The following is a 16,849-nucleotide window of genomic DNA, read 5'->3' as shown; positions in this document are numbered from 1 at the left end:
CCTCTATTGAGATTTGCGGCCGTGTTTTCATGTGCGGATTAATACGGTGCAAGTACTCTCGGGCGCTTCGCGCGTTCGTTTCAGCACCTTAAGACACGTGAGCGCAAACGGCGTTGACGCCACTCATCAAGTTACCCATCAACTTAAAGTGCGCTCGACCCAATCACCCGAGCAGTGAAACATGACAAACATGTTGCACTGCATTCACCGTTGCCCTATAATCTTTTTCGCGGGGTGGAGCAGTCTGGCAGCTCGTCGGGCTCATAACCCGAAGGTCGTAGGTTCAAATCCTACCCCCGCAACCAGAGATTAAAAGTTAAAAGCCCGGTTATCCGGGCTTTTAACTTTTCAGGCGCGCATGTTGTTTTAGCGGGCCTGAAGCGTGATACGCGTAATGCCCCGCGTACATATCCAGTGCCCTGCAGGCTATTTTCATGTGCCGCAATGGGTCGCAGCGGTTGCAACGCAAGGGCACAAATTCCCCTGTCTACGCATGGCATAATCGACGACTCGATCGCTTTGGAAGTCAACGTCAGTCTCATGCGCCGTCGCCTCGTCCGCAAGTTCGGCAGCCTCATCGGATTGCTTGCGATCCTGATGACCGCGCTCGCTCCGGCGGTGTCGCAAGCGCTTGTCTCTAGCGCGCAGCCCGACGCGATCCTGAGCGCGTTCTGTTCGGCGGGAGCACCCACCTCACATACCCCACAGAGCGCACAGACCGGTGCTGAGAAACCCATTCGTTCGCAGCACTCGGCGGCGGGTCATTGGGACGCATGCGGTTACTGCAATCTCGCCGCGCACTCACCCGCGGCACCACCGTGCGCAATCGCATATCAAGCGCGTGTTACTTCGGACCCGTTAGCCGATAACACCCTTGCCCAGCCCTTCCCGCCTCATGCGCCGGTCTTCGCTGCACAGCCTCGTGCACCGCCAGTCTTCGCCTGACTCTTCTTCGCACTATCGCCGGTTGCATGGCTCGCACTCATCATTCGCGTCACCCAGATCAAACAGGATCAGCATGAACACGTTCTTCATAAACATGGCAAAGCATGGCGGCCTGAGCGCCCTGCTTCTCGCCACGGCGCAACTTGCTTTTGCGCATGCGCATCCGACTCAGCAAACGCCCGCGCCCGATGCAACCGTCGAAGCGCCGCATGAAGTGGCTATCGATTTCACGGAAGGTCTCGAACCGGCATTCAGCACGCTGACTGTGATCGATGCAGCAGGCACGCAGGTCAACAGCGCGAAATCGGCCGTCGATGCGAACAACAAGAAGCATATGAGCGTCGCGCTCGGCGATCTCAAGACGGGCACCTATCAAGTGGAATGGACTGCCGTGGCCGACGACGGCCATCGCACGCAAGGCCATTACCTGTTCAACGTAAAGTGAGCTGACTATGAAAACCAACACACTGATTCACGCCGGTTTGCTTTCCTTATGCGCCTTCGTGGCGTCCGGCGCACAAGCCGCAACGCTCGATGCGCACGATTGCTGGATCCGTTCGATGCCGGCAAACCTGCCGTCTTCGGGCTACTTCGTGATATCGAATAACGGCGATAAACCCGCTACCCTGACCGGCGCTGAAACACCCGCATTCGGCATGGCCATGCTGCATAAATCGACGAGTAATGGCAGCACATCAACCATGTCGATGGTCGAGTCCGCCGAGGTGCCCGCGCACGGCACGCTCGCGTTCGCGCCCAGCGGTTACCATTTGATGCTCGAAGACGCGCCCAAGCCGGTGAAGGTGGGGTCAACGGTCCCGTTGAAGCTGACGTTCGCGGATCAGTCGAGCATCGAGACGACATGCATGGTGCAGCCGGCGTCTACGCTCGGTAAGTAAGCTCGTCAATCTCGCAGCAATAAAAAAGGCGCGCCGCAATCAAGATTGCGACGCGCTTTTTTTCTTGCACTCGTCAAAAGCACCTCACAATTCGCACAAGCGAGCCCACTGGATTCGTGAATGAAAACGCTCATTTCTCCGCGCCGCAGCGTAAGCCCGTAAGCCCGTAAGCCCGTAAGCCAATGCATTGAATGATCAGAACGACATGTCGTCGAAAGGATTCATTGCCGCTTCATGCTGCAAGCGCCTTAGCCAAAGCTTGAGTTGCTTGATATCCTCAAACGCCAGCAGGTCCTTTTCGAGCGCGCGTATGCTCTTCCTCACCGATGCAATATCACTGGCCAGATTACGCTCGATGGTGCCCGGAGAGACGATAGCAAACGGCGCAATTCCATAGCTGTTCTTGAACGCGGATTCAACGTGCATGATCTCTTGATCCAACTCGCCGACTTGTTCCTTCAAAATCGTGTTGTAGTGCTTTAGCCGGTCTTCGCTGATGTTATTGATCGCGTTCTGATCAATGTGTTCCAGTTCTAACTGCAACTCCAGCAACTGCAGCAGATTGTTGTTTGCATAGGCCTGGTTCACACGCTGCATGAGCGAGGTTTTCCGGTCGCGTTCCTGCGGATCGGGCTCACGATCGGGATGCAGCGCGCTAGCCAGTTTGCGATACACCTCGCGAATAGATTGACTGAGCTGCGCCTGCTCGGCCTCCGCTTGCGCCTCCGCTGCGATTTGCTTGGCCGTCTTTTTCCGCTTGGCGCGATATTCTTCTCGCGCTTGGCTTTCAGCGAAATCCTCCGCCTGACGCTGCTCCATCTCCGCCTGCACACGCTCATACACAGCTTCAGGCGAGCTCATATCAAGATCGTCGCCCAGCTCTACACCAAGCATGTCTTCCAGCACCCATTTCATGTCCTCCAGTTCGGAGGCCGCCTCACGGTCGTAGTCGGATCCGCTGTGCTTGTTGTATAGCGCCTTCAGTTCTGCATCGTCGCGTTGCGCAAAAAGGTCGCTGGCCATCTCGGCAACCAGGCCCGAAGCCGTGCCGCGTTCTGTTTTGGTAAGGCCCTTCTGGTCGCACGCCTGATCGAGACGGTGCGCTAACCGGATCTGCAAATCCGTTAAGGTCCGCTCGAGTGGAGCATATTCGCCGGCAAATTTTTGGTGGAAAGTCGGAACGACAGCTTCCCAGGCACTTAGCCGTGCGCGTCGTTTTTCAATCTGCTTGATCAGCGCGTTGAAAGCCTTTTGCCCTTTCGACAAATTGGGCTTGCCATGATCCGCAGCGATGCCGACGGACTTGATGCTTGTCTTCGTCATAGCGTGCTTTTCCTCCAATCATAATGAACGCGAGTACCGGTTATCTTGTCGCAAAGGCGCGCGCAAGAGCACCGGAAACTGATGCCCCTGCGCGCCGCAGTTGAATGGCACTGCGCTTAACCGTGCGATCAAACGAGACGGACGGTGTTGCGCACATTACGCGCCCGTTGCAGTTGATGCGTGCGCCAAGTGCGTCGCACATCCCAAACCCCGATCAATGCCCCTTGAAGAGATCCATGATCTCCTGGCGCTCGGCCGGGTTCACGTTGGGCGGCGGAACGCTCGGAGGCGTCATTCCGCCCGGACCGACACCGCCCACCGCGTCGCTTGCACCTTCAAGCGGATTCGCTGAATCCACGCCGATGCTGGCGACAAACCCAGTGCCCGGCGTCTTATCGGCGAAAAACAACTCGCCATCGATGGTCGTCAAGCCATCCGGCATCACCATTTGCTGCTGCGGGATCTTGGCGAGCGCCCGTTGCATGTACTCGACCCAGATCGGCAACGCAAGTTGTGCACCGAACTCACGGCTGCCGAGCGACTTCGGCTGGTCGTAACCCATCCACGCGATCGCCACGAGTTGATGCTGGTAACCGGCGAACCAGCCGTCCTTTGCGTCATTGGTCGTGCCGGTCTTGCCCTGCAGGTCGTTACGCTTGAGCACATTGGTGCCGGCGCCCGTGCCACCGGTCGCGACTGAATGCAGCAAGCTATTCATGACGTACGCGTTGCGTGGCTCAAGCGTTTGCGGTGCGTTGCTGCCGGCAATCAGCGGATTCGCACGCGAGATCACGGTGCCGTGTGCATCGGCTACTTCGCCGATCAGATACGGATTGATCCGCGAACCACCGTTGGCGAACACCGAATATCCACCCGCCAATTGCAGCGGCGTGACGAGACCTGCACCGAGCGCGAGCGGCAAATAAGGCGGCGTTTTATCGACATCGAAACCGAAGTTCTTCGTGACGTAATCCTGTGCGTACTTCGTGCCTATATACGAAAGGATCCGGATCGACACAAGGTTCTTCGACTTCTGCAAGGCCGTGCGCATCGACATGGGACCATCAGGTTGATCGTCGTCCTTTGGTTCCCATGCCTGACCGCCCGGTGAAGTCGGCGGGAAATACAGCGGTGCGTCGTTGATGATCGTTGCCGGTCCAAGCCCCTTTTCCAGCGATGCCGAATAGATGAACGGCTTGAAGCTCGATCCCGGCTGACGCCACGCCTGCGTGACGTGATTGAACTTGTTCTTGTTGTAATCGAAGCCACCGACCAGCGAGCGGATCGCCCCGTCCTGCGGCACGAGAGACACCAGCGCGCCCTCGACTTGCGGCAACTGCGTGATACTCCAGTTGCCCTTCGCGTCCTGCATCACGCGCACGATGGAACCCGGCTTGATCCGCACCGCTGCCGACGCATTGCTGCGCAAACCGGCTGCGACAAAACGCAAGCCGTCGCCGGTAATGGTCGCCGGGTCAGCGTTCACGAACGTCACGACCACCTGCTTCGCATTCACCGATGTCACCACGCCCGCGATCAGGTCGCCGTTATCGGGGTGATCGGCGAGCGCGTCGTCAATTGCCTCGTCGCGGTCATCCTGGCCCGTCGTCGGCAGATTGACGAACCCTTCCGGTCCGCGATACCCATGGCGCCGCTCGTAATCCATCACGCCCTTGCGCACGGCGTCATACGCCGCTTCCTGATCGGCGGAATCGATGGTCGTCGTCACCGAAAAGCCCCGCGTGTACGTCTCATCGCGGTATTGCGCGTACATCATCTGTCGCACCATTTCCGCTACATATTCGGCGTGCACGCTGTATTCCGTGCCCGACACGCGTGCGTGTATTTCTTCGGCGCAGGCCTGGTCGAATTGCGCTTGCGTGATGAAGTTCAGCTCAAGCATGCGCTTCAGGATGTATTGCTGCCGAATCTTCGCGCGTTTCGGATTGACGACAGGGTTATAAGCCGACGGTGCTTTCGGCAAACCCGCAAGCATCGCGCATTCGGCGAGCGTCAGGTCCTTGAGGTCCTTGCCGAAATACACCCGCGCCGCCGATGCAAACCCATACGACCGCTCGCCCAGATAAATCTGGTTCATGTACAGCTCGAGAATCTGATCCTTGGTCAGCGCGCGTTCGATCTTGTACGCGAGCAGCATTTCGTAGATCTTGCGCGTGTAGGTCTTCTCGCTCGACAGGAAGAAGTTACGCGCGACCTGCATGGTGATCGTACTGGCACCTTGCGACGCACCGCCATGCATGATGTCGCTCAACCCTGCCCGCGCAATGCCGATGAAATCGACACCGCCGTGCTCGTAGAAGCGGTAATCCTCGATCGCGAGGACGGCCTTCTTCATCTGGTCGGGAATCTCATCGAAGCGCGCGATCCGCCGCCGCTCCTCACCGAATTCGCCGATCAGCACGTGATCCGCGGTGTAGATCCGCAACGGCACTTTCGGCTGATAGTCCGTGATTGCATCGAGCGAGGGCAGATTCGGCCCCATCACGACCAGCGCATAACCAATGATCAGCGCGCCGATGATTGCCGCGACGGCGAACAGCCCGACGAACCACAACACGATGCGCAATGCGATCGACGGTCCGGCTGAAGACTTCGCGGTAGTTTGACGGTAACGATTGGGACCATCTTGATCCCGGTCATCGCGTGGAGCGTTCGAGGAGTTCGGTCGTTTGATGATTGGCATGACTTGGATTGAACGGCGCGCCCTTTAGGCGCCCGGTGCGCAACGCCATGAAACCGCGTAACGATAAATGTTGGGGTGAGCGAAAGCCGTGTAGCCGATGTGTCGCGCAGCAACCTGATAGAAACATGGCGGCGCTCAAATAAGCACTTCCATGGAAATCGTTCCAGACTGCTGCGTCGCGTGCCGTTGCCCCCCGGACTGGCTGCGCGTTCCCGCGAATGGGCCGTTATCGCATTGTAAGAAAAACTGCAACACTGGCGGCCCGCGCAGAATAACAGCGCATTTTAAAGAATTCGAGCGCCGAGCACCGGCAGTGACACGATTTTTTTGTAAGTAAATCCCGTGTAATAGGCTAAATGGGCGGATATGTCTGTCAAGGCGGTCCGTCGGGACGCTATCGCGGAGGTGGCTTTAGCACCACTATCTCAATATTGCAAGCGGTTGATGCGGGTAGCGTCCAAGGCAACGTTTGAGGAGCGTGTCCGCGCGCACGAGAAGTTGGCAAACCGATATGATGGAAACGTTGGTTGCGCGGTTTGCCGTACCGCCGCGCGTACCAAAAGCGCATCAAATGGCGTTGCCCGTGCCGAATATCGGCCGGTCGGACTTGCCCAGCCCTGCTTAGCGAGGCGCTCATGACTACCAAACCCAGCGAACGCATCGTTGTTTTTGTCACTCCTGCGCAGAAACTTGCGATCACCAGCACCGCTGACACTCTTGGCGTCAGTGTCAGCGAGCTCATGCGACGCGCCATATTGAGCTTCAACGCGACCAGCGAACAGGTGAAGGCGGCAAGTCTCGTCGACCGTTTGCGCGCGCCGAAAACCCCCGACCCACTGAATGTCGCGCTGCGGCAAGTTGCCGAACGGGCCGCCGCACGCGAGGCGCGGGACGCGGCACAGGTCGCCAGGGTGGCCAGCAAGCGCACATTGGCTGCAGAAGGACCTAAACCGTCGGCTCCGCTTGATCCGGAAACCGACGACGTCCTGCCGCAAACCTGCGATTCTGGGGACGACCTCGGGGCATCGGATAAATCGGACGAAGACGCGTCGTTTTCCGGGCGCGCTTGAAAGGCATTCCAATAGGCCGGCGCGCGTGTTCACTCAAGCGGGACCACACGCGTAGTAATGGCGACCGCAACGGCCGACGCGATCGCGCTTGCTACCGCGCCCCACGCCACGTCTATGAAGACGAGCGTTGTACTCCAGCCTTTCAGTGTGGCGAGATTGGTGAGGTCATACGTGGCATACGCGACGATCCCGAACACCGCTCCGTTCACCAGTCCGCGCACGGCGCTCTGCCCGATGACGCCCGGCACGACGCAGAAATACACCAGCCCCACTATGTAGATCACATAGAAAGCCGCCGCCGCAACGAAATTGGGTTTGGGCAGCAATAGCTCGCCAATTTCCCGCTGATATAAATTCCGCGAAATCACGCCGAGCCAGATGGCGTCGAGGATCAGAAAAACCACGGCCGTAACGGCAAACGCAACGACAAACATTTTCGACATGGTTGATCCGTTCTTATTTCGTTAAAAAAACGTGCGTTTCCGCAGGAGCGCTCGCTAAATCAAACGCATGGTGTACCGTTAAGATAAAGCGATTAAGCCCGGTTTAAGCCGTTGCATGGTTTAATACCCCGGGCAAAATCTGGACGCGGCGCGCACGAAAGTCGGCGGAACAGCGTTCGTGCACTGCCGGCTAAACCTGCTTTCAATGCGCGGATTCCCGCTTCGCAACAAAGTGTATCGGCGAGCTTGCAATCCGTGCGCCCGGCCCGATTTATCCGACGCGTGACGCCGTGGGCGCCACGCTTAATCAAACGTTGGCGAACGTTCACAGAATGTTCATCGAACGTTGCTGCCTGGCAGCCGACTTCATTTCCAGGAGGAAACTCATGTCGCTTTTGGATTCCATCTCGCGCACCGTCAAGGGCTTGCTGAATGACGCCGCCGACACCGTGCAGGACCCGTCGCGGGACGCTCGCCAGATCGTGCGCGAACTCGACGACAGCATCGCAAAGGCCGAGAACTCGCTGATCGAAATCGAGGCGCAGGTCGCTACGCAACAAAGCAAACGCGATGTTGCTGCAGAAAAAGCAAAGAAGTATGAAGACGGCGCCAAGCGCGCGCTGCAAAGCGGCGACGAAGCGCTTGCCCGCGAAGCGCTGGGTGCGCAGGCAAATGCCGAAACAGAACGCGACGCACTGGCTGGCGAACTGGTGACGCTGGTGCCGTCGGTGGATCATTTGAAGCAGCAGATCAACGACATGCGCCAGCGCCGCAACGAGCTCAACTCGCGTTCGAACATCCTTCAGGCCAAGCAGCAGATTGCAACGGCGAAAGATGTCGCGGCAACAGCGCTGGGGGGTATTGGCGGGAAGAACCTGTCGGAAGACTTTCAGAAGCTGGAAGACAAGGTCCAGCTATCGAATGCCCGCTCGGACGCACGGCTGAACTCGGCCGATCAGAAGAGCGGCAAGGCGCTCGAAGACAAACTCGCGGCGCTCACGAGTGGCCCGTCTGTCGAAGATCGTTTGGAAGCGCTCAAGAAGCAGATCAATACGCCGACGCAGTAACGTGCCGGCTGACGCTTGGTTTTTAAGCCGGCGCGGAGATTTCGCGCCGGCCGATGATTAAGCAGGATCAAGAGCGGGACCAAGGCTTGCGCCCTTCGGGGCGAACGCCTGACAGCGTGAACCGGCAATGAGGGCAACCTCAAGTCTGTGCGCGGTCGAAGGCGCAGCGAACGGCGCAATAGCGCGGTTCGCTGCGGGCAGCATTGGGGTATTGCATCGAAATGTCGCATGGAATGGAGACGGGTGCGAACGCCCCGGTCCGCAGATGAAAAAATATGTGATGGCTGTAGTTGCATCGCTGATGCTGGTTTCGGCAACGGCCTTTGCTGCTGTGCCAACCGCCGGCCAGATCGAGCAGTCGATGACGCAAGGCAACTGGACTCAGGCCGACGCCCAGTTGCAAGAAGTGCTGCAGGCGCATCCAAACAACGCCAAGGCGCATTATTTGTACGCGCAAGTGCTCGACCGCGAGGGCCGTTCATCTGACGCGCTTGCTCAGGTTCAGCAAGCACGCACACTCGACCCCGCCATCAAATTTACCGACCCATCGCGCTTCAACGCCATGGAAGCGCGCATCCGCTCGGACGCGAACCGGGTGAATTCATCGACTAATACGTCTAACTCGACGTCTACCGCGGTTACCCGCAACCCGTTCAATCAGGGCGCCGTCGCGGCGCCTGAAAGACACGGGCCTTCAATAGGCATGTGGGTATTGCTCGCAGTCCTGTTCGTCGGCATTGCACTGGTTCTGCGCTGGGGTCTGAAGCGCGCGCGTTCGAACGACGACGGTCAGGCCGATGCCGATCGCCGCACGCAGCTCAAGCGCGCGACCGAACTGCTCAACGACGTCCGGTCGCTGAAGCTCGACGTGCGGTTATCGACGCAACCGGGTCACGAAGCGATGCTGCAGGAAGTCGAAGGCATCGAGACGCAACTGCGCCAGATGGTCGAAGCGTTGTCCAACTCGAAGAATCCCGTACCTCCCTACGCGATCGAAGATCTGGCGAATCAGATAGAGAGCGTACGGGCACGCTCGGAAGGCCGGCCTGATCCACGCACTGCTGCAGCAGCGCCGGCAAGTGCCGACGGCCAGTCAGTTTATGCGCAGGAAGCCGAGCGCTTCGGGCGCAATCCGCAAGGTCAGCCGCCCTATTCGCCTTATCCGCCGCAACAACAGCCACCGGTTATCGTGCAACAAGGGGGTGGTTTTGGTGGCGGCATGGGCGGGTTGCTGACGGGCGTGCTGCTGGGTGAAGCAATGTCCGGCGGAAACCGCGAGCGGGTCATTGAACGCGAAGTGCCGGTCGATGACGACGAATTGCGCCGTCGTCGTGGTAACGACGGCAGCAACGGCGGCGGTCTGGACTTCGGCAACGGCTCGAACGACTGGAGCGACAACGGTGGCGGCGTCGACTTGGGCAGCAACGATTCCGGCAACTGGGATAATTCCTGAAGCTGAGTTCCTGAACCGACTGCCGGCTGGATGTTAAAAAGCTCCGAACGAATCTGATTGATTCGTTCGGAGCTTTTTTATTGGCGGCAAATCCAGCGTCTATTCAACTCGATACAGCCTTCATCCGCCCCCGAGAAAGCGCAGCAACGCCCAGAGGAATTTGAAGAATCCCACTACAAACTCCCAGATGCGTTCGAGTTGATCCCAGTTCGCGACACGCATGAGTGCCTCGAAGATCATGTCGACTGGGTGCACTGCAAGAAAGGCTGCGACGCGGATAAAAACGGACAGGGGCAATGTAAGCAAAGCAGCGGGTCAAGGTTCATGACCCGCATGATAGCCGTTGCAAATCACTGCCGTAGATAACGCCCCTTACCCCGCGTTACCGCCTTCCGGTTCGACTTCGTCAGTCAGCGCTTCTTCCAGCCGCTTGAAAATCCGCTTGGTCGCCCCTCGCGCATGCAGTGCGAACAGCAGCAGCGACCGTCCGGTCACCTGGTAGGTCGCGCCCGAATCAAAGTCTTCCAGCTCTTCGCGGATCGGCGCATTGGTGTCGATCAGGCAACTCCACTGATCGCTGCCGGGAATCTCGGGCAACGTCAGGTCCACCACATCGTGATGCGCATTGATCACGATCAGCAACGTGGCGTCCGATGCGGGGCGGCGAATGCCCGTTGCTTGAGCGCGACCGTCAATCACGAGCCCAAAGCAGCGCATCGCCGGATCGTCCCATTGTTCGGGCGTCAATTCATGACCCGATGGGCTCAGCCACTTCACGTCGCAGAGTTGCAGGTCTTCGTGGAACTCGCCCGTCAGGAAACGTCCGCGACGCAGCACCGGCAACGTGTGCCGCAAGGTCGTGAGCTTGCGCACGAAGTCGTTCAGCGCGCGGCCGTCATCGTCGATATCCCAGTTGACCCAACTAATGTCGTCGTCCTGACAATACGCGTTGTTATTGCCCTGCTGCGTGCGGCCGAATTCGTCGCCAGCAAGGATCATCGGCGTGCCCTGCGAGAACAGCAGCGTCGCCAGCATGTTGCGTTTCTGGCGTTCACGCAGTGCGCGGATTTCAGGGTCGTCGGTCGGACCTTCCGCACCGCAATTCCACGAGCGGTTGTCCGAACTGCCGTCGTTATTGTCCTCACCGTTCGCCTCATTGTGCTTCTCGTTGTACGAGACGAGATCGTTCAACGTGAAGCCGTCGTGCGCGGTGATGAAGTTCACGCTCGCCCACGGACGGCGGCCCCGATGGTTGAATTTGTCGCCGGAACCGGTGATACGCGTCGCCAACTCTGCCGCCACGCCCTCCTCGCCTTTCCAGAACTCACGTACGGTATCGCGGAATTTGTCGTTCCACTCGGCCCAGCCCGGCGGAAAACCACCGACCTGATAGCCGCCTGGACCGCAATCCCAAGGCTCGGCGATCAGCTTCACGCTGGAGAGAATCGGGTCCTGGCGGCAACTGTCGAGGAACCCGCCGCCCTCGTCAAAGCCGTAGGTTTCGCGACCGAGAATGGTCGCAAGATCAAAGCGGAAACCATCCACATTCATCTCGGTGACCCAGTAGCGCAGGCTGTCAGTGACCATCTGCAGCACGCGCGGATGCGACAGGTTGAGCGTGTTGCCCGTGCCGGTATCGTTGATGTAATAACGCTTGTCGTCGGGCAGCCGATAGTACGAAGCGTTATCGATACCCTTGAACGACAACGTCGGCCCGCGTTCATTGCCTTCGGCGGTGTGGTTGTAGACCACGTCGAGAATGATCTCGAGGCCGGCTTCGTGGAAGCGGTCGATCATCTGCTTGAGTTCCGCAACCGCGCCCGGCCCTTGCGCGAAGAAACGCGGATCGGCGGCGAAAAAGCCGATCGTGTTGTAGCCCCAGTAGTTGGTGAGACCTTTGTCGGTGAGATGGCTGTCATTCACGAACGCCTGGATGGGCAGCAATTCAACCGATGTCACCCCCAGGCTCTTGATGTGCTCGATCACTTCCTTCGTACCCAATCCCTCGAAGGTGCCGCGCAAATGCTCGGGTACAGCCGGGTGGCGTTTCGTGTAACCGCGCACATGGGTTTCGTAGAAGATGGTCTGTTCCCAAGGCACGCGAACGCGCGTCGGGTGGACCCATGAAAAGCTCTGGTCGACGACCTGGCACTTTTGCATGAACGGCGCGCTGTCGCGCTCGTCGAACGTGAGGTCGTCGCCGTCCGCGTTCAGCGTGTAGCCGAACACGGCCGGGTCCCACTTCAACTCGCCCACGTGCGCCTTCGCGTACGGGTCGAGCAAAAGCTTGTTCGGATTGAAACGATGCCCGTTTTCCGGCTCATAAGGACCATGCACGCGGTACCCATAGACCGCGCCCGGTTTCAAACCGAATAGATAAACGTGGAAGACTTCGTCGGTGTATTCAGGCAATTCGATGCGTTCGAGTTCCTTCTCGCCGAGGTCATCGAAGAGGCACAGTTCGACTTTCGTGGCGTGCGCGGTGAACAAGGCGAAGTTGACGCCCTCGCCGTCCCACGTCGCGCCCAGGGGAAACGGCGAACCTTCGGCAATGCGGATATCGTGTGCCATGTATGCGTGTGTCCAGGTGTTGGATGCTTCAATCAGCATGTAATGATGCTTCAACCCGCCGAGCCGCTAGCGGATTTGCGGGTCAATCGTTATTCGTTCGTCGTTGAATCGATGGTTCGTTGGCCGGGATCGGACGACAGCTTCTTGGCGCATGAGTGCAACGTCGTCCGGAGCCCACGGGCAGAAGAAAGGAAAGAGCAGATTTCGTGCCCATCGCCGGGCGTCCTTTTCGGACAGCTTCTGACCGCTGCAGCGGATGCGGTATCGGCATGACGACGCGGCCCCGTGCTCCCTGCTGATAAAGAACCGGCCGCCTCTTCTGGCGAAACCTGAGACTGTACGAAATCGCTGCTGGCGTGCATCGTGCTCTTGCGTCACTACATTGCTCGACCGTCCTACTTCTGCGAGCTGGTGCGTTCGTGGGATCGCTCACACCGCATCGTTATCGATTAACCGAGGACATCTGTCTTGCCTACCCAACCCGCTGGATTTGCAAATTCGCCGACCAGCCTGTCCGGTACGTCCATCGGCAGCGCTGAGGAAAGCCGTGTGCTTGGCCGATCGCTGCGAAATTCCGTCCCCTTCGACTCTCACGCCACCTGGCAGCCGGAAAACGATCGACCGGACGCCGTGGCGCGGGTGCTCGCCAACAACGCAGGCCGGCAAGAGCGGCTGATCCCGCTGCGGATGTCACGCATGGCTGCGTCGCCGTTCACGTTCCTGCGCGGTGCGGCGAGCGTAATGGCCTGGGATCTCGCGCACACGCCGTCCATTGGTCATCACGTAATGATCGATGGCGACGCGCATCTCAACAATTTCGGCCTGTTCCGCACGCCTCGGCAGGATGTGGTCTTCGACCTGAACGACTTCGATGAAACGCTGGTCGCTCCGTGGGAATGGGATTTGAAGCGGCTCACCGCCAGTATCAACGTGGCGGCGCGCGAAAACGGAGTCGACCCCGCCGGCCGTGAGCGCGCCGTGCGCTCCGCCTGCACGGCCTACCGGACCACGATGTCGACACTGGCGCAGGTTCCTGCCTACGAGTTGTGGCAAATGCGCTCGTACGCGAGCGTGTTGCATATCGAAGCGCCGGTCACGCTCGACGCTGTGGAGAAGGCGACCATTGCCAAGGCCGTCGAACGCTCGACCAAGCGCAGTCACGCGACGATGCTGGCACGTGTCGCCGAGCCGGATGGCAAAAGCTGGCGTTTTCGCAACGAGCCGCCGATTCTCACCCGTCTTGACGCAGCGCAGAAAAATCACGTGATAGAGGGGCTGCGCGGCTACTTGCAGACCATCGCGGGCGAGTGGCGGACGATGCTCGAACGCTACGATGTAGTCGATGTCGCACATCGCGTGGTCGGTGTGGGCAGTGTCGGGACGCGCGCGTATCTGTTATTGCTGCTCGGACGGGCGCATGCCGATCCGCTATTCATGCAGGTCAAGGAGGGCATTGTGCCGGCCGCCGCGCCGTTCGTGCCGTCGCTCGCTGAACCGTTCAGCCACCAGGGGCGGCGCGTGGTACACGGCCAGCGCCTGTTGCAAAGCTCGTCCGACCCGTTGCTCGGCTGGACGACCATTTCGGGCCGCGACTTCTACGTCCGGCAGATGAAGAACATACGCGGCTCGATCCCGGTCGACTGGCTGCACGGCGCGACCTTCGATTTTTACGCCTGGTGCCTCGGCTTGCTGCTCGCGCGCGCTCATGCGCGAACCGGCGATGCCGCGCTGCTCGCCGGTTATTGCGGCAACTCGGATCGCCTGGACGCAGCCTACGCACGATGGGCCGAAAGCTATGGTACGCAGACCGTGGCCGACCACGCCGCGTTCGTCCAGGCGATCGCTCAAGGGCGCGTGATCGCTGCACCGCCCGAGAAAGCGTAGCAGTGCGATGGGGCTTACGAGAGCGCGAAGGAGCAGAATCGATCCGCCAAACCCTATCCGATCGGCCGACGACGTCAAAAAACCCGGGACGCAAATGCTACCGATTCGCTATCATTGTCGTTATCCGCTTAAAAACAGTCAGAGCCTGAACAGATACGCAAAGCCGGGACGGCGGTTGGAAATGAGGCACCGCGAGGCACTGCGGACGTCATCGATTGGCACATCCCTTGCTGCCGATTCTTATGATCTTTAATGGAGGAAGCAACGCATGAGCATGATCGAAGAGTTCAAGAGCTTCGCCCTCAAGGGCAACGTGATGGATCTGGCTGTCGGTGTGATTATCGGCGGCGCGTTTTCGACCATCGTCAATTCGATCGTCAAGGATCTGATCATGCCGATTGTCGGGCTGGTCACGGGCGGGCTTGATTTTTCCAACATGTTCATCAAGCTCGGCAACATCCCGCCCACCTTCAAGGGAAATCCCGACTCGTACAAGGACTTGCAGACGGCGGGTGTCGCTGTGTTCGGATATGGCTCGTTCATTACCGTACTGATCAACTTCATCATCCTGGCGTTCATCATTTTCCTGATGGTCAAGTTCATCAACAAGTTGCGCAAGGCCGAGGAGCCGGCACCGCCGCCCGTCGTAACGCCGGAAGACGTGCTTTTGCTGCGTGAGATCCGAGATTCGCTGAAGACTGCGCCGCGCGTCTGACCTGAGAGATGAAGCTTAGGGTCTGACCTGAGGCGCTAAGTGAGCAGCGAGGCAGCAGCGATTCAGAAAAGCCCGCGACGGACATCGCGGGCTTTTTCATTTTTGGGTGCAATCCGGGGGTTGGTGGTCGTCATGACACGCGTTTGAATTTTCCTGGTGAATTTTCATCGCAGCGGGGTTTCGTAGGTCTATTATTGAGACTGAATGCCATGCGAGCCGCAGCAGGGTTATCGGCATGATTCGTGCGCCACCGCTAGGCCGGTCGAGCCTGACCGGCGTGCGGTGTCCTAAACTGAATCGCCGTGAATCCACCACTTCGATGTGCTATAAAAGATCGACGTGTCCAGACAAACGAGCGGCCCGCCAGACGGGAGTGGCCGCATGAGGACGCTGCGTTTTTTGCAATTCTTTTTCAGGCGAATTTTTATGTCCTTCCCGAAAAAGCGTAGACGCGCAAAGGTCGACGGCGACGAGTCTTTCCTCGCCGTGCTGAGGCATTTCAAGCCGTTCGGTCAACTTGACACCAAGATTGCGCGGGCTCGTGCACAGGATGAGCCGGTGTTGTATGCGCACGTGTTGCCAGGTCTTGATGTGCTTCTTTGCAGCGTTCGTGGCGCGCAACCGCCGTATCCGGCGGTGGACGAGTTGCATCGTCGGTGCATTGAATGTATTACGAACGCGCTGGAGCAGCCACTCGACGGGCTCGAAAATGGTGGCTATTGGTATGAAGCCAATGGGTTTGGGGTTCTGGTGTTTGCCAGCCGGGCACGGACGCAGATTTTGAGCGAGTTCGGCGCATCGGCGAGCGCGAGGTCGAGAAAGGGCGCGCGGCGGCAGGATGCGGGGGATGCAGCGTCGAGGCCCCTGAGGTAGTGGACGGGGTTTGGGGCGGTGCGGGGTTTGGGGCGTTGCGGGGTTTGGGGTTAGCGGTTGGGGTTGATGCCGGGGTGCTAATCCCAGCGTTAGCGGTCGGGGTCAATGCCGGGGTGCTAGGTTCCGGGGTTAGCGGTCGGAGTTTATGCCGGGTTGCTGCTTTCAGTGTTAGTGGTTCGCGTGAGTCGGATTTTCTCTTTATCGCTGTTAGCCACTGTGCGTGGCGGCACGTCATTTCTTTGTCCAAAGCGACAAAGAAACGAAGCAAAGAAAACGCTTTAAGCGCTCTACCCTAAGTGTCCACAGCGTGCAGTTTTGATTCATGGGTGCCCCAAAAGCACGGTGCTGGCCAGAGCGAAGGATGTGTGAAACCCTCCTTCTCCGAACTCAGGTTCTGACACGCTTCGCCACCAGTGATTGAACCTGCCCAAGGTTCACCCCGCGCTATCCGCGTGAACCACCCACCAAATCAGTACGCATGACGAACCACATCGCCAACCCACTTAGCGACTAAGCAACGAAGCCGCAAGCATGCGTGAGCCGGATTCCATGAAAACGACCATGCACGCCGAGCAGCCGATTCACTCAAAAATTAAGCTGTAAATATACGTTCAGCCGTATGCCGCACGCCGACCACGCCACGGTTCAGCCAACTGACTAAAAAGAAGCCTCAACTGCGCGTGAGGCCGTGCTGGTACGTAGCAACTCGTGCTTGCCCGAGAGCACTGGTGGCGAAGCGTGTCTATGTCAGGATTCGCGAGAAGGAGGGCTTCAAACATCCTGCGCTCTGGCGAGCACCGTGCTTTTGGGGCACCTATGAATCAAAACTGCACGCTGTGGACACTTAGGGTAGAGCGGTGAAAGCGTTTTCTTTGCTTCGTTTCTTTGTCGCTTTGGACAAA

General features: G+C 58.8%; 12 protein-coding genes, 1 tRNA gene and 1 pseudogene. 10 read left to right on the top strand and 4 right to left on the bottom strand.

Features of this window, described 5'->3' with window-relative positions:
• Positions 1-228: 228 nt before the first annotated feature.
• The 4 genes from GSQ93_RS09185 to GSQ93_RS09170 all read left to right on the top strand — a co-directional run bounded on the left by GSQ93_RS09185 (position 229) and on the right by GSQ93_RS09170 (position 1,844).
• A tRNA-Met gene (locus GSQ93_RS09185) sits at positions 229-305 on the top strand.
• A 235-nt stretch (positions 306-540) separates the two neighbouring features.
• Entirely contained in the window at positions 541-945 is a 405-nt protein-coding gene (locus GSQ93_RS09180; protein ID WP_158935356.1) for a DUF2946 domain-containing protein, read from the top strand.
• A gap of 73 nt (positions 946-1,018) precedes the next feature.
• Positions 1,019-1,390 (top strand): copper homeostasis periplasmic binding protein CopC, encoded by a 372-nt coding sequence (gene copC / locus GSQ93_RS09175; protein WP_174254597.1) that lies wholly within the window; start codon positions 1,019-1,021, stop codon positions 1,388-1,390.
• Between the two features lie 7 nt (positions 1,391-1,397).
• Positions 1,398-1,844: a copper chaperone PCu(A)C gene (locus GSQ93_RS09170; protein ID WP_158935355.1), complete on the top strand. Its 447-nt coding sequence runs from the start codon at positions 1,398-1,400 to the stop codon at positions 1,842-1,844.
• 195 nt (positions 1,845-2,039) lie between these two features.
• On the opposite strand, the gene GSQ93_RS09165 is transcribed toward GSQ93_RS09170, so the two are convergent.
• Positions 2,040-3,167 (bottom strand): J domain-containing protein, encoded by a 1,128-nt coding sequence (locus tag GSQ93_RS09165; RefSeq protein WP_158935451.1) that lies wholly within the window; start codon positions 3,165-3,167, stop codon positions 2,040-2,042.
• Between the two features lie 214 nt (positions 3,168-3,381).
• Complete coding sequence (locus GSQ93_RS09160; protein WP_158935354.1) at positions 3,382-5,871, bottom strand: penicillin-binding protein 1A; 2,490 nt, start codon at positions 5,869-5,871, stop codon at positions 3,382-3,384.
• Between the two features lie 635 nt (positions 5,872-6,506).
• Between GSQ93_RS09160 and GSQ93_RS09155 the strand changes: the two are divergent.
• Positions 6,507-6,734, top strand: a pseudogene (locus GSQ93_RS09155) (hypothetical protein); the annotation flags it as partial.
• Positions 6,735-6,970: 236 nt separating this feature from the next.
• Here GSQ93_RS09155 and GSQ93_RS09150 read toward each other — a convergent pair.
• The gene (locus tag GSQ93_RS09150) at positions 6,971-7,384 is read right to left on the bottom strand and encodes a DUF2177 family protein (RefSeq protein WP_158935353.1); all 414 of its coding nucleotides are present in this window, start codon (positions 7,382-7,384) and stop codon (positions 6,971-6,973) included.
• A 386-nt stretch (positions 7,385-7,770) separates the two neighbouring features.
• Here GSQ93_RS09150 and GSQ93_RS09145 point away from each other — a divergent pair, with 386 nt between their 5' ends.
• A complete protein-coding gene (locus GSQ93_RS09145; protein WP_158935352.1) occupies positions 7,771-8,451 on the top strand; it encodes a PspA/IM30 family protein in 681 nt (226 codons plus the stop codon).
• Between the two features lie 265 nt (positions 8,452-8,716).
• On the top strand, positions 8,717-9,904 hold the full coding sequence (locus GSQ93_RS09140) for a tetratricopeptide repeat protein (protein ID WP_158935351.1): 1,188 nt from the start codon (positions 8,717-8,719) through the stop codon (positions 9,902-9,904).
• A gap of 372 nt (positions 9,905-10,276) precedes the next feature.
• Here GSQ93_RS09140 and glgX read toward each other — a convergent pair whose 3' ends face one another.
• On the bottom strand, positions 10,277-12,475 hold the full coding sequence (glgX, locus tag GSQ93_RS09135; RefSeq protein WP_158935450.1) for a glycogen debranching protein GlgX: 2,199 nt from the start codon (positions 12,473-12,475) through the stop codon (positions 10,277-10,279).
• Between the two features lie 468 nt (positions 12,476-12,943).
• On the opposite strand from glgX, the gene GSQ93_RS09130 reads away from it, so the two are divergent.
• The 3 genes from GSQ93_RS09130 (at position 12,944) to GSQ93_RS09120 (ending at position 15,947) form a co-directional block, all read left to right on the top strand.
• Entirely contained in the window at positions 12,944-14,359 is a 1,416-nt protein-coding gene (locus GSQ93_RS09130) for a DUF2252 domain-containing protein (protein WP_158935350.1), read from the top strand.
• A gap of 268 nt (positions 14,360-14,627) precedes the next feature.
• Entirely contained in the window at positions 14,628-15,074 is a 447-nt protein-coding gene (gene mscL, locus GSQ93_RS09125) for a large conductance mechanosensitive channel protein MscL (RefSeq protein ID WP_158935349.1), read from the top strand.
• A 381-nt stretch (positions 15,075-15,455) separates the two neighbouring features.
• The gene (locus GSQ93_RS09120; protein ID WP_158935348.1) at positions 15,456-15,947 is read left to right on the top strand and encodes a hypothetical protein; all 492 of its coding nucleotides are present in this window, start codon (positions 15,456-15,458) and stop codon (positions 15,945-15,947) included.
• Positions 15,948-16,849: the final 902 nt, after the last annotated feature.

It is taken from the genome of Burkholderia sp. S171 (assembly GCF_009766085.1).
Classification (GTDB): domain Bacteria; phylum Pseudomonadota; class Gammaproteobacteria; order Burkholderiales; family Burkholderiaceae; genus Caballeronia.
The sequence above is the reverse complement of the archived record's forward strand: the minus strand, read 5'-3'. Positions and strand labels throughout refer to the sequence as shown.